The organism is Polynucleobacter sp. AM-25C3, assembly GCF_018882335.1.
Lineage (GTDB): Bacteria > Pseudomonadota > Gammaproteobacteria > Burkholderiales > Burkholderiaceae > Polynucleobacter.
In genome coordinates this window covers 96,701-110,076 of the sequence record NZ_JACVOS010000002.1, presented here as the reverse complement: position 1 = coordinate 110,076, position 13,376 = coordinate 96,701, and the positions used below count along the sequence as shown (strand labels likewise).

Sequence of the window (13,376 nt, the reverse complement as noted above, 5' to 3'; positions counted from 1 at the left end):
GGCTATTTCAGATAAGTCATGAGCAGTGCGCCAAATCCTCCAGAGCCCAAAATAACCCATACTGGGTTAATTTTGGTTCTGAGGATGAGGTAAAGGCTTACTAAAGCAAGTGTCGCAGTAATTCCATCTACGATGGATGCCTTACCAACGGCATAAACTCCCGAAGCCATTAGGCCAATCGAAATGGGTTCTAAGGCATTTTGAATTGCACGTCGCCAAGGGCTCTCACCAAACCGATTCCATAACCTGCCGATGTAAAAGCACAGAATGCTAGATGGCAAAAAGAAAGAAAACAAAACTATCCCGGCGCCCAGAAGGCCAGCTACTTGGTAGCCAATCACCAAGACCATCAACATATTGGGTCCTGGTGCTAACTGACCAAAACTATAGATATGAACAAATTGGGTGTGATCTATCCCAAACTGATGGGATAGCAGTGACTGCATTTCTGGTAAGACTGCAGTGCCTCCCCCTACCGCCAAAAGCGATAGTAAAGAAAAACTTAGGGCTAGATTGATTAAAAGACTCATGCGCCCTTACCTGGTCGATAAAGATAGATAGCCATAGGCGCCATGATGAGGAGAACCAGCGGTAAAGATAATTTAGCAACGCTCATCAGCAAGAAGGTGGCAATAATAATGAGGAGCGATTTGAGATGACGCCAATTGGCCTCACCAATTCGATAAGTAATCGCAGCTAGCAAGCCACTTGCTGCAGCTGCAATGCCCATCAAAATCAAATTAGCTAGAGGATGGTCAGAGGCGCCAGCGTAGAGCACCCCCATACCCAGTACGAATAACCCACCCGGCAAAATTAAACCAAGTGTGGCGGTAATAGCACCTAAGACGCCACGCAAATGATCCCCAGCTAAGACAGCCATATTGACTGAATTGAGCCCTGGCATGGTTTGGCTAATGGCTAAATAAGCCATGAATTCATCCGGAGAAAGCCACTTGCGCTTTTCTACCAAAAGAATGCGCTCGTAGGCAATAATTCCACCACCAAAGCTGATGGCGCCAATCATCAGAAACTGAACGAATATATCCCCAAGCTTTGAAGCTTCAGTAGTCGATGCCGGATGATTCACATCTAGACTCACTCTGGCTTTCCATAAATCAAGGCCGTTTTAGTGCTGCCAATTTCCAGCCAGTCAGCCAACTCAATTTGAAGCTTTTTAAAGAATTTATCAGCACGCTTATGCGCTTTTGCCTGAGCGCGATTTTCATCGTTGACACGATAAGAAAATGCCAACTCTCCAACAATAGGCTCTCCTACGCTCTTCATCCAAATGGCGATGTCGCAATGCGCTTGCACTCCATCACCAAATACCAAATTACCAATTGGCAAGCAGGCCTCTAAAATTTTATTGGTACTTCCCCCAACAATCCGAAGTGGTAATTTTTTATTAATTGGCAAATGGACTAGGCCAGGAAAGAATTTAGTAGCACTACCCAATGTTCTATCAAATAAATCATCCAAAGGCACGGCATCCAAAATAGCATTGTTTGAATAGATTGATCGCTTTGTCCCTACAACATCACCTCGCAATATTTCCTCTTTTAAGCGCAGTCGTGACTTCAGTTTTTTATTGGGGCTAGGGTCGAAATTAGAGGACTCGACTAGATCATGAGCTCGGCATTTGAGAGTGACCTCACACCAATCATCTACCCAAACATTTTGACGGGATTCGCGAACTCGCAAAATAATATTATTGCGACGAAAGTCTTCACCCGGCGTGTCGTAAAAGTAAATATTGCGAAGGCCAGTAGTCGCATTATCAAGATGGAAAAAATCAACTTTGCTCTTTTTGCAGAACTGCAGAATTTGGTCGCTCAATTCCGTGATTTTGCGACGTCGGTCCAAGCCATTAGGCTTGATCAGGAGTTTGAACTCCCGGTTAGTGATCGATTCGTGTAGCTTCATGTGTTAACCCCTTAATATGATTAAGAGATTAACACTTTCTGCAAATGCCTAGTAGACCTCGGGTACGTACATTTCCCGGGGTACTGGACCACGCAAATAATCTGGATTATGGACGCGGGCCGGCAAGGTAATTTCTGGGTGGTTGATTTCTTTATACGGAATTTGATCAAGAAAGTGCGTAATGCAATTTAAGCGTGCTTTTTTCTTATCATTGGCAGCCACAACCCACCAAGGGGCCTCAGGAATGTTCGTGCGCTCCAGCATGGTCTCTTTTGCTTTGGTGTAAGCCTCCCAATGACGACGCGCATCTAAGTCCATTGGGCTCAACTTCCATTGCTTTAGTGGATCATGAATACGCATCATGAAGCGGTTGTACTGCTCATCATCGGAAATAGAGAACCAGTACTTAATCAGAATAATTCCTGAATTGATCATCATGCGCTCGAGGTCTGGCACTGTTCGCAGAAACTCTTCGTACTCCGCATCGGTACAAAAACCCATCACCCTCTCGACACCGGCGCGGTTGTACCAACTTCGATCAAACAAGACAATCTCACCTCCAGCCGGTAGCTGGGAGATATATCTTTGAAAATACCATTGGGTCTTCTCTCGCTCACTTGGGGCCGTTAAGGCAACTACCTTACATACGCGGGGATTAAGCCGTTGGGTTATACGTTTAATTGCACCACCCTTACCTGCGGAGTCTCGACCTTCAAACAGAACGGCAACCTTGAGCTTGTTCTCGACGACCCAATCTTGCAGCTTAACCAACTCTCCCTGCAAGCGGAAAAGCTCTTTGAAATAGACTTGGCGAGGGATAACGGATCCACTCCCGCCGTCCTGAGATAGACGATCATCATCGAGCTCCATTTCGAGCTCTTCGTCCATGCTATCTAAGATTTCTTCTTGAGCGCGCTTGTACCACTCAGCCATCTCTTTATGTTTTGACGTCATTTCTTCCTCTGGTGCGTTACTAACTTTGTATCCCAAGGATATGACACTTTTATTACAAATGCTGTTTAAAGGGTTTTAGCGATGGATTCCTGGCAGTAATTTGCCAACTGCTTACGATCAACAGGCGCCTGATCACGGCTGGAATATGAGGGTAAAACAGTAATTTGAGCCACTAAAGATCGATTCTTGATGATGCTGGACATCGACTCTAATAAACCCATGTCCCCAATAAAGGCCGCGGACAAACTCCTCACCCCCGTCGTTTTTGAGAGATATTGAACGGCGAGCGGAAAAACGGGAGCTTGGGCTTCGATGGCCGATTCAAAGAGATTGGGTTTAAACGGTAAAACAGCATCGCCGATAGTGGAGGTTCCCTCCGGAAATATGCAGATGGATTCTGTTTTCAATACCTCTGCCATCTGACCTACGACTTGCCTTGCATGCCGCGAGCTGTCTCTGCGGATAAATACGGTGCCCAGTTGCTTGGCCATCCAGCCAAATATGGGCCACCCCTCCACCTCAGATTTCGCAACAAAACGGACAGGCCTAAATGCATTGATCACGTGAATATCGATCCACGAGATATGGTTTGAGGCGATCAAGTGCGGCGTATTTTCAAGTAAGGCAGCACCCTGTACCACCAGCTCAATATGAAATATTTTCAGAAGGCGTTTAGACCACTCCTGTATTTTTTCGTCTTTGCTTCTGCGATTAAGGAAGGGAAAGATAAAAGAAAGTGTACAGACGCCACAAAGCACATGAACCCAGATTTGGGTCCATATCCAAAGACGCACTGGTTTTGGCGTCTCGATTGACTGAGAGTTTGGAGAAAGGTTTTTCATAAACAAGCATCAATATAAATCAAGTCATCAAATTGACTTAAAAGCGTCACATGGCTTACATATTGATTGGGCTTAATGCTTACTCATGATGCATTACAGAGCTATCTGGATTTCAGATGTACACCTAGGAACATCAGGGTGTCAGGCAAACTACCTCCTCGATTTCTTGAAACACAATGAGGCTGATCAGTTTTATTTGGTTGGCGACATTATCGATGGCTGGCGACTGAAACAATCTTTTTATTGGCCTCAAGCCCACAATGACGTAGTTCAAAAATTATTACGTAAGGCACGTAAAGGTGCCGAGGTCATTTATATTCCCGGCAATCATGACGAAGCCGCCCGACAGTATTTTGGCATGTCCTTTGGTGATATTAAGGTTCAAGAAGAGGTTATCCACACCACTCTAGATGGTCGCAAGCTTTGGGTTACCCATGGCGATCTATTTGATGGTGTGATGCAATACGCCAAATGGCTAGCGTACGTTGGTGACACTCTGTACTCCTTCATCTTATATATCAACCGCTATTTCAATATGTTGCGGGTCAGGATGGGCCTGCAGTATTGGTCTCTTTCTCAATACCTCAAACATCAAGTTAAAAATGCAGTGAGTTACATCGCTGACTTTGAACACATTATGGCCAGGGAAGCACGCTTGCGTGATTGCGATGGTGTCGTGTGTGGCCATATTCATAAAGCCGAGATCCGCGAAATCGATGGTCTGCTCTATTGCAATGATGGTGATTGGGTTGAAAGCCTATCTGCCTTAGTTGAGACAGTTGAAGGCGAACTCAAAATTATTTACTGGACCAAGATCCAAGGTGATCCAGCGCAAGCTCCTGCAATTACCCTCCAACCCGCTGTTGAAGCACTTATTAAAGAGGCTACCGTATGAAAATTATGATCATCACTGATGCATGGGATCCACAAGTGAACGGCGTTGTGAGAACGCTAAAGCAAACGCGTGCCGAACTGATTGCCATGGGCCATGAAGTGGAAATGATTACTCCCAATGGCTTTAGATCCATTCCATGCCCTACTTATCCTGATATTGCCCTCTCTTTATTTCCTGGCAAAGAAGTAGCCCGCAAAATAAAAGCATTCGCACCGGATGCGATGCATATCGCTACAGAAGGTCCATTAGGTTTATCGGCCCGTTCTTATGCAGTCAAAAACAACCTCCCCCTCTCTACGGCTTATCACACACGCTTTCCTGAGTACGTCAAAGCACGTACCGGCACTCCACTTGCCATTACTTATGCTTTTATTCGCTGGTTCCATGGGCCATCCATGGCGGTAATGGCGCCAACCATTGTGGTTAAAGATGATTTAGAAGAGTACGGTCTTAATAATGTGGTGTTGTGGTCTAGAGGTGTAGATCTTGATATCTTCAAAATGCAAGATTCAAAAACGCTCAATACTGCGCATCCGATCTTCCTCTATGTGGGTCGAGTAGCGGTTGAAAAGAACATCAACGCCTTTTTAGAAATTGATCTACCAGGATCTAAATGGGTTGTAGGCGATGGTCCCGCCATGGCAAGCATCAAAGAAAAATATCCTGACATTAATTATCTTGGCGTTCTTCAACAACAGGAGTTAGCCAAGGTGTATGCCGCAGCTGATGTGTTTGTCTTCCCAAGCAAAACAGATACCTTTGGTCTGGTTCTATTAGAAGCTATGGCATGCGGTACACCTGTTGCTGCTTATCCCGTTACAGGACCAATTGACGTCCTAGGTAATTCACCTGCAGGTGCCATGAACGAGGACTTGCGGGAAGCCTGTCTACAAGCGCTTAAGATTCCTCGAGAGGTTGCAAGAGCGCATGCTGAAAAGTTCTCCTGGAGAGCCGCCTCAGAGCAATTTGCCAATCACCTCAAGCCTGTTCCATCAACTGAAGTTCATGTTACCGCCCTCGCTTAAGGCCGCATTTTGACCACTCCGTACAACATCAATCAAAACCCCCATAAAGGCAATCGGGGACTCACCAGAGCTTGGCATGCAGCCAAGAACTCGTGGTGTGGGATTGTGTATGCATTCGAAGAAGAAAGCGCCTTTAGACAAGAGCTCACCCTGCTGACCGTACTGACGCCGGTAGCATTTTTTCTTCCCATCGCCCCCATAGAAAAATGCGCCCTAATTGCCTCCTTGATCATGGTTTTGGTTGTTGAATTGCTCAATTCAAGTGTGGAGGCGGCGATTGATCGCATCTCCTTTGATCACCATGACCTGTCAAAACGAGCAAAAGACTTTGGTTCTGCTGCTGTAATGCTATCCCTACTCATAGCAGCACTACTTTGGATCACTATATGTACACCACTTGTCATGAATTGGTAATACAGCACTTCTACCATTAGAGAATCTCATTAAGGAAAACTATGTCGGATATTCCAAACCCACTAGGTGCATTTGATATCTTCAATTCTCGCTTTGAAAGTAAGCCAAAGAAAGCCAAGAAGAGCAAAACAGAAGCCATTAAAAAATTATTCTCCAAGAAAATAGCCAAGAAGCTTTTTGGTAAGAAGTTTGCCACTCGGGCTCGTGCTGAACCGGATATTCAAGAGGCTATAGTTCTTGAAAAGAAAATTGCTAAGCCAAAACGCCCTGCCTTCCAAATTACTTGGGCCAGCAACGCCAGCGAGATTAAGGAAGCTCAGCGCCTACGCTACAAGGTATTTGCGGAAGAAATGGGCGCCAATCTGCCTAAGAATGCAGAAAACCTAGATATTGATGATTTTGATGCCTATTGCGATCATTTACTGATTCGTGACCAAGAATCCCTCAAGGTAGTTGGCACATACCGCGTGCTGCCTCCACATAAGGCTTTAGAAATTGGTCGTTTGTATTCTGATTCCGAATTTGATTTATCACGCTTGAACCATTTGCGCCCAAAAATGGTGGAGCTTGGCAGATCCTGTGTTCACGCAGACTACCGCTCTGGCGCAGTCATCATGGCCTTATGGAGTGGTCTTGCTCAATACATGCAAAAGCACAATTATGAAATCATGCTCGGTTGCGCCAGCATTCCAATGGCCGATGGCGGTCACTTCGCTGCAAGCCTCTACAACTCACTTAGCAATGATCAAATGGCGCCGGTAGAGAATCATGCCTTCCCACGTCTGCCCTTGCCTCTAGATCGCCTCAACGGCGGCTTACAAGTGGAGCCACCGCCATTGATCAAGGGCTACCTGAAGTTAGGTGCGAAGATTTGTAGCGCTCCAGCCTGGGATCCAGACTTTAATACCGCTGATGTGCTCACTATGTTGCGTTTGTCAGAAATCAATCCACGCTACGCTAAGCACTTCTTAGGCTTGTAGGATTTACTTTAAGCTAATGCTGTAAGGACGGCCGATACGCTCCCACTCGGCCGCTTCTTTTTGTAAGCTAAATTCTGTGAGGGGATGTTCTTTAGCCCACTCTCTTGAAAGACTCACTAAATAAGAGCCATCATGCTCTGAGACTTTCACCTTAGGCAGATTACCATCACTTCGGCCACGGCAAAGTACTTGGGCCAGACGTAAACAGAACAACATACGCCAATCGGCGAAGCTAGCGTTATTAGCCAGCTTACCTAATTTTCCAGCATGACCAATCAATAAAGCAGCTAATCTGGCCTGATCATTCTTAGAGAACCCTGGCATATCGGCATTACCTGCAATATAGGCTGAATGCTTGTGATATCCATTATGTGAGATTGATAAACCAATTTCATGCAAATTAGCAGACCATTGCAGCAAGGCAATATTGTCTGCCCTGCTCTCGGAATCCGGCTTAGGTAGTTGAGCCAAGAATTCAGCAGCTAAATTACCAACGCGCTTAGCCTGCTCTCGATCTACAGCATAGCGTTGCATAAATTGCTCGACCGTCACAAAACGCATATCGTCATGCTGAGAGCGCCCCAATAGATCATATAGAACGCCGATGCGTAAGGCAGCATCAGTCACCTCCATACTCTCAATACCAAGCTCATCAAACACGGCAATCATGATCGCAAGTCCACCAGGCCAGACTGAGCGTCGATCATCTTTTAGACCATTCAACTCTACCTGACTGATGTGCTCATAATTCAGCAGATGCCTCTTCATGGCTCTTAGGCCATCGCGAGTGATCAAACCGCTAGAGCCATTGACTCGCCCCATAGTGAGGCTATCCACCTGGCCATTAAAGTTGTTTTCTGCAATGAGTTCAGCCAAGGCGCGAGCAGTTCCGGAAGAACCAATCACCTGCTTCCAGCCGGACTTCAAATACGCCCCAGAAATCACTTGGATCTCACGGCGCGCAGCTAGCTCAGCTTCTTTAAAGGCATGAGAATCAATATTCCCTTTAGGGAAGAAACGCAAACTATGAGAAACGCAACCAATGTACAGACTCTCCATCAGCTTAGGCTCATAGCCCCTGCCGATAATGAGCTCAGTGGAGCCTCCGCCAATATCCACCACCAAGCGATTGCCCTGGACTGCCGGGACCTCATGGGCGGCGCCAATATAAATTAAGCGAGCCTCTTCAACGCCTGCAATGATTTCAATGGGGAAACCTAAGGCCTCCTCAGCATCACGAATAAAGTTGGAGGCATTTTTTGCGACCCGAAGGGTATTGGTAGCAACCGCACGAACTTTAGATGGGTCAAAACCTCGGATCCGCTCACCAAAGCGGCGTATCGCGGTAATGCCACGCTGATAGGCGTCATTACCTAGTAATTTGTTGTCTGTTAAGCCTGCTGCAAGCCGAACAGATTCCCTTAAGGTATCAATAGGACGGAGCTGAGTACCAGAGGGCGTATGAACAACTTGAGCTACCAACATCCGAAAACTATTCGAGCCCAAGTCGACAGCGGCGACTAAGTCAGATGCATTTTTTCCAGAGACGTCTTTATATAAAGCCAAGATGGTTCCAATAGGGCTGCGCTTAAATGAATATGTCTATTTTATGAAATTATCATGACACATTCGTGAAAAGAACAGCTAGTCTACTAGCTAACCCTATCGAGACTGGTCTAGGCGGCCAAATTTTGCTCTGAGCTGGAGCAATCAAGACTGCCAAAACTACAGAAGATGCAGCAGTCACCTGACTTTGGCTTCAAAATAGTGCTGCACGATGGGCAGCGGTATAAGTGCTGAGAAGATCCCTGGGGAATCTCTAGAATTTCATGACCCTGACAGTTGGGGCAAGTAATGACGGAATGCTGGTTTTTAGAAATGGTATTCACAGCCAAATATTGAACTGTAAATATTTCAAAATGAAGACAGTAACAATAGATTCGATAGCACTAATCCGTTGTACTGGGGCTCCAGAATGCTTGATTGACAAAGTCCATAGCCGCCAATTGGGCAATCAAAACATCCATTTCTTCCCCCTCAACAGCAGATGCCGTCAATACCGCCTGAATCTCCACATCATCCGCCCCGAACTGATGAACCTCAACATCTTGAGTTTGATATCCAGCCCGCTCTAAAGTGTCAATGAACTGCTTTAAGGCGATTTTTTGAGAATGCTTTGGAGTGATGATGTAAATAGAATTAGTCACCTCGACGGAGCCCGTATCCAAGGGTTGTTTATTAATTAAACTCACCACGGGTCGCAAGAGCGTATTGGCTGCGAGAACAAATAAGGTTGCGAGCAAGGCCTCTAAAATCAGATCTGCACCAGCGCACACCCCAACTGCAGCCGAACCCCAAAGCGTCGCTGCAGTATTGATACCGCGAATATTCCCCTCTTCGCGCATGATGACACCAGCGCCCAAAAAGCCAATACCAGAAACTACATAAGCCATCACATGGACAGCGCCTTCATGCCCAACCAATCGATTGGCTGCATCTACGAAAATGGCTGCGCCAACTGCAACCAAAATATTGGTGCGCAGTCCCGCAGTTCTTTGACGATACTGGCGCTCAAGCCCTATCAGGCCACCGAGAATAAAAGCCGTGCAAAGACTAATGGCAGTATCTGCCAAAGAGATGAAATTGATGTTGTTTAAAGACTCCATCTAGTGATCATACTCAATTCAACTTGGATCTGAATCTAGATCAAGCCCAATCGGAGCAATAATCAAACTGTCATATTCCGGCTAGACAATAAATTCTTAACCAAACATTGGCTCCACGCTTATTTGCCGCAGCCAATACAAGCCTAATAAAGAAAAACATATCCGCTATGTCAAATCCAACTGCACTCAAGCGTCGCTCATTTATCAAAATGGCTGTTGGCACCCCCATGCTCCCCATAGGATCTGCCGGTTTTGCCGCCATCTTTAATAGCTCCCCATTAATTGCTGCCGAATCTGCTTCCAATTTTAAGTTTGCAGAATTTATCGCCATGGAGGCGCCTTCACTAGCCAATCCAGAAGCAATGGCTACCACTTCAGTGGGATCGATGCTTGAAATCACCCTGCAGAATGGAAATAAAAAAACATACAAGCTTGCTTATGAGCCATTCTTTATCACTGGAGATCTGGTACCAGATGGTAAAAACGGAAAAATATTGGCTGGAGGATATGTCGATATTCACAATAGGCCGATTATGGATAACTCCGTACCAGGCAAAGAAAGACAATTCTTTTCTGATTGTCCAGATGGCATGTCTTTATTGAAGCTTGAAAAAGCAAACGTTAAAGGGGTGCGAGGCAATACGGTATTTGCAGTGGTTCAATTTGAATATACGAATACCAATCAGGGCAAGGAAAAAATGTACGGGGTACTGCCCTCTCAAATTGCCGTCTTAACACTCAACCAGGATCCGGCCAGCGGCAAACTCACCTTAGTCAAATACACCCCTGTAGATACTTCTAGCGCTCAAGGCTTATGGATCACCTGTGGTGCCAGCCTATCACCATGGAATACGCATTTATCTAGTGAGGAGTATGAGCCAGACGCACCCTTTGCGCATGAGAATAAACGCTTTAAAGCCTTTAGTAAGAATCTCTATGGCAATGAAACTAGTGCAAATCCATACAACTATGGCCACCTGCCTGAAGTAACCGTAAACCCTGATGGAACAGGCACTCTTGTAAAACACTATTGTCTTGGTCGGATTTCACATGAGCTAGTCGAAGTGATGCCCGATAGAAGAACTGTTCTGATGGGTGATGATTATACGAATAGCGGCCTATTTCTGTTCATTGCGGATAAAGAGTCTGACCTGTCTTCTGGAACGCTGTATGTAGCCAAACTCGGTCAGGGATTTTCCATTGATCCAAAAGATGAAGGTGCAAAATTATCTTGGATCAAGCTCGGTCACGCCACTAGTGATGAAATCAAAAAACTAGCGCTGACTTTAAAACCATCGGACATCATGACCGTTTTAAAGGCTGATCCTAATGACGACACATTCACCAAAATTTACTACGACGGTATAGCAAATTGGGTAAAGCTCAAACCCGGAATGGAAAAGGCAGCAGCATTTTTAGAAACCCATCGCTATGCCTATTTAATGGGTGGCAGTATGGGCTTTAGCAAGATGGAAGGAACTTGCGCCAATCTCAAAGATAAAGTGGCGTACTTTGCCCTGCAAAACATCCAAGATTCAATGATCAAAGGGGGTAAGGGCTGGAATTCGCAGAGCATGATTGAACTCGAAAAGCCTTTAATCGCAGGCGCCGTCATGATAAGTAAGCTTGAGGGCAATCAACACGATCAATCAGGAAGCCCCATCAAGAGTCATTGGGTTCCTAGTCAACTATCAGCACTGCTCATTGGTCGAGATATTGAGCAAGACGAACTCGGGAACTTGGCCGACCCCAATACCATCTCCAATCCAGATAACCTCAAGTTTTCTGAAAAACTCAGGACCCTCTTTATTGGCGAAGACAGCAGCACCCATGTGAATAATTTTATTTGGGCCTATAACGTAGACACCAAGAAACTCAGCAGAATTGCTTCTATGCCATCTGGCGCAGAAGCAACTGGCTTAAGTGTGGTTGATAATCTCAATGGCTGGACTTACATCACCGCCAACTTTCAACATCCGGGTGATTGGCTAGGAAAATTACATGCAAAAGTCATGCCGATATTGAATCCCTTAATTCAAAAGAATTACAAGGATCGATTTGGTGCTGCGGTAGGCTACATCACTGCAAAGCCTACCGGCATCAAAATTACTTAAACCCACTGACTCTATCCCGGCAGGATTTATTTGAGGGTTTTCTTCTTGGCAACCTTAATCTGCCGATTCTTCACGGCCTGACAAAATACTTCATAGTCAGCCTGATTCTGCTTTGCATAAGACTGTGCAAAACTGTACATCGCCTCATCAAACTCGCGAGTCTGACCACAATAACCTGAAATCATGGCTGCATCGCCGGAGCGGGCATGCCCGAGCGCAAGCGCCCAGCCAAACAGCTTGGCGTAGTCTGGAAAATTCTTTAAAGAAACGCCGCCAGGGCCTACATCAATACCACCCTTCATATCTCGCAACTGGCGCAGATAAAAACCCTGGATATGATTCTGCCTATGCTCAATCTCCCCACTATTTAAAAAGATATCGGGAGCCCCTTGAAGTAAGTGCTGTCCAGCAACCACGCGATGCCCCATATTAGAATATATCGATCGCCCTAGATAAGGGCTGAGGACCGATTCTTGAGCCTCTTTGTACTGAAGAAATAATGGATCATGTTGGCCATCGCCAACAAAATATAAGACCATGCAATTGGTTCCAACGCTGCCAACACCCACAACCTTTCGGGCGAAATCCTGCAATGTATAGCGGTCAAATAGCACTTGGCGGTCTGCCAATAGAGTGCTGCTGTAATTTTGCAAGGCCTTTTTAACCAAGCCAGCTAGCGGCACTCCATGAGTAGTTTTATCAAAATGCTCTATCAGCGGAGGTCTATTAATAATCTTGCGATTTTTACCAACCAATGTAGTCAATTTTTCCAGGACTTGAATATTAGTCTGGCCTTTAGTCTCTTTTAAATAGGCATCTAACTTTTTTTGATGGGCGCTATTAAAGTGCTTACGAATATCTTTCTCACCAATAAATTGCTGAGCAAGATCTAGATAAGGCATCTGCGCATACTGAGCCATACGCTTTCGATACTCAAAACTAATACGATGCACTAATTTTTTGCTAAGGGCTGGGGAACCGCCCAGCGTTTCGCAGGCAATGACGGCACTAGCAACCAAGCGCTTCATATCCCACTCCCAGCTTCCAGGCAGCGTTTCATCAAAATCATTAATACCAAAAACTAAGCGATGCTCAGCCGTTCCAAATAAACCAAAGTTAGAGACATGCATATCACCACAAAGCTGAACAATGATGTCGGTGCTTGGTTGATTGGCCAAATCCTGAGCCATGATGGCCGCACCACCTCGATAAAACGCAAATGGGGATTGCAACATACGCTCATGGCGAATGGGGATGAGATATGCAATCCGCGACTCAGCCTGCTTGTCAAGAATCTCAATGGGGCCAAGCCGATGCTTTGGTGGGGTATAGACAGCTTGATCAGCAAAGCTAACAATCTTGCGTAAAGCCCTACCATCTTTCAAGCGCCTCGCAATGCTTAAACGCTTACCATTGTGCAACTCAACGGGCGTAAGAATAGAAAATTGATCTAGGGATTTTGGCTTAGACTTTGCGCCTGTCCGACGGCTTCTTTGAGTGGCTGACATGCCTGCTCCAATGTGAAAGATGCGCACATTATTACAGGACTCGCAGAAATCACAA

Annotated in this window: 14 protein-coding genes; 5 read left to right on the top strand and 9 right to left on the bottom strand. The window is 45.7% G+C overall.

What is annotated here, in order from left to right:
* Positions 1–2: 2 nt before the first annotated feature.
* The 5 genes from ICN12_RS01725 to ICN12_RS01705 form a co-directional block, all read right to left on the bottom strand.
* Complete coding sequence (locus ICN12_RS01725) at positions 3–530, bottom strand: chromate transporter (protein WP_216270357.1); 528 nt, start codon at positions 528–530, stop codon at positions 3–5.
* Complete coding sequence (locus tag ICN12_RS01720; protein WP_216270356.1) at positions 527–1,099, bottom strand: chromate transporter; 573 nt, start codon at positions 1,097–1,099, stop codon at positions 527–529. The genes ICN12_RS01725 and ICN12_RS01720 overlap by 4 nt, the downstream gene beginning before the upstream one ends.
* Complete coding sequence (locus ICN12_RS01715; RefSeq protein ID WP_216270355.1) at positions 1,096–1,923, bottom strand: CYTH domain-containing protein; 828 nt, start codon at positions 1,921–1,923, stop codon at positions 1,096–1,098. The genes ICN12_RS01720 and ICN12_RS01715 overlap by 4 nt, the downstream gene beginning before the upstream one ends.
* 48 nt (positions 1,924–1,971) lie before the next feature.
* On the bottom strand, positions 1,972–2,877 hold the full coding sequence (gene ppk2 / locus ICN12_RS01710) for a polyphosphate kinase 2 (RefSeq protein ID WP_216270354.1): 906 nt from the start codon (positions 2,875–2,877) through the stop codon (positions 1,972–1,974).
* Positions 2,878–2,942: 65 nt separating this feature from the next.
* Positions 2,943–3,719 (bottom strand): lysophospholipid acyltransferase family protein, encoded by a 777-nt coding sequence (locus ICN12_RS01705; RefSeq protein ID WP_216270353.1) that lies wholly within the window; start codon positions 3,717–3,719, stop codon positions 2,943–2,945.
* Positions 3,720–3,804: 85 nt separating this feature from the next.
* Here ICN12_RS01705 and ICN12_RS01700 point away from each other — a divergent pair, with 85 nt between their 5' ends.
* Genes ICN12_RS01700 through ICN12_RS01685 form a run of 4 tightly spaced genes read left to right on the top strand, consistent with a single transcriptional unit; the run spans position 3,805 to position 7,033 of the window.
* Complete coding sequence (locus tag ICN12_RS01700) at positions 3,805–4,614, top strand: UDP-2,3-diacylglucosamine diphosphatase (RefSeq protein ID WP_518518914.1); 810 nt, start codon at positions 3,805–3,807, stop codon at positions 4,612–4,614.
* A complete protein-coding gene (locus ICN12_RS01695) occupies positions 4,611–5,639 on the top strand; it encodes a glycosyltransferase family 4 protein (protein WP_216270352.1) in 1,029 nt (342 codons plus the stop codon). The genes ICN12_RS01700 and ICN12_RS01695 overlap by 4 nt, the downstream gene beginning before the upstream one ends.
* 9 nt (positions 5,640–5,648) lie before the next feature.
* Positions 5,649–6,053 (top strand): diacylglycerol kinase, encoded by a 405-nt coding sequence (locus ICN12_RS01690; RefSeq protein WP_216270351.1) that lies wholly within the window; start codon positions 5,649–5,651, stop codon positions 6,051–6,053.
* 41 nt (positions 6,054–6,094) lie between these two features.
* A complete protein-coding gene (locus ICN12_RS01685) occupies positions 6,095–7,033 on the top strand; it encodes a GNAT family N-acetyltransferase (protein ID WP_216862113.1) in 939 nt (312 codons plus the stop codon).
* A 3-nt stretch (positions 7,034–7,036) separates the two neighbouring features.
* Here the strand turns inward: ICN12_RS01685 and ppx are convergent, their stop codons facing one another.
* From ppx to ICN12_RS01675, 3 genes are all read right to left on the bottom strand, one after another.
* On the bottom strand, positions 7,037–8,599 hold the full coding sequence (ppx, locus tag ICN12_RS01680; protein WP_255537636.1) for an exopolyphosphatase: 1,563 nt from the start codon (positions 8,597–8,599) through the stop codon (positions 7,037–7,039).
* A 110-nt stretch (positions 8,600–8,709) separates the two neighbouring features.
* Complete coding sequence (locus ICN12_RS10950) at positions 8,710–8,922, bottom strand: GDCCVxC domain-containing (seleno)protein (RefSeq protein WP_370624922.1); 213 nt, start codon at positions 8,920–8,922, stop codon at positions 8,710–8,712.
* A 60-nt stretch (positions 8,923–8,982) separates the two neighbouring features.
* Positions 8,983–9,699 carry an MgtC/SapB family protein gene (locus tag ICN12_RS01675; protein ID WP_216270350.1) on the bottom strand — a complete coding sequence of 239 codons (717 nt, stop codon included), beginning with the start codon at positions 9,697–9,699 and terminating at the stop codon, positions 8,983–8,985.
* Between the two features lie 167 nt (positions 9,700–9,866).
* Between ICN12_RS01675 and ICN12_RS01670 the strand changes: the two genes are divergently transcribed.
* Entirely contained in the window at positions 9,867–11,813 is a 1,947-nt protein-coding gene (locus ICN12_RS01670; protein ID WP_216270349.1) for a PhoX family protein, read from the top strand.
* 26 nt (positions 11,814–11,839) lie between these two features.
* Here the strand turns inward: ICN12_RS01670 and ICN12_RS01665 are convergent, their stop codons facing one another.
* Complete coding sequence (locus tag ICN12_RS01665) at positions 11,840–13,321, bottom strand: DUF2252 domain-containing protein (RefSeq protein ID WP_216270348.1); 1,482 nt, start codon at positions 13,319–13,321, stop codon at positions 11,840–11,842.
* Positions 13,322–13,376: the final 55 nt, after the last annotated feature.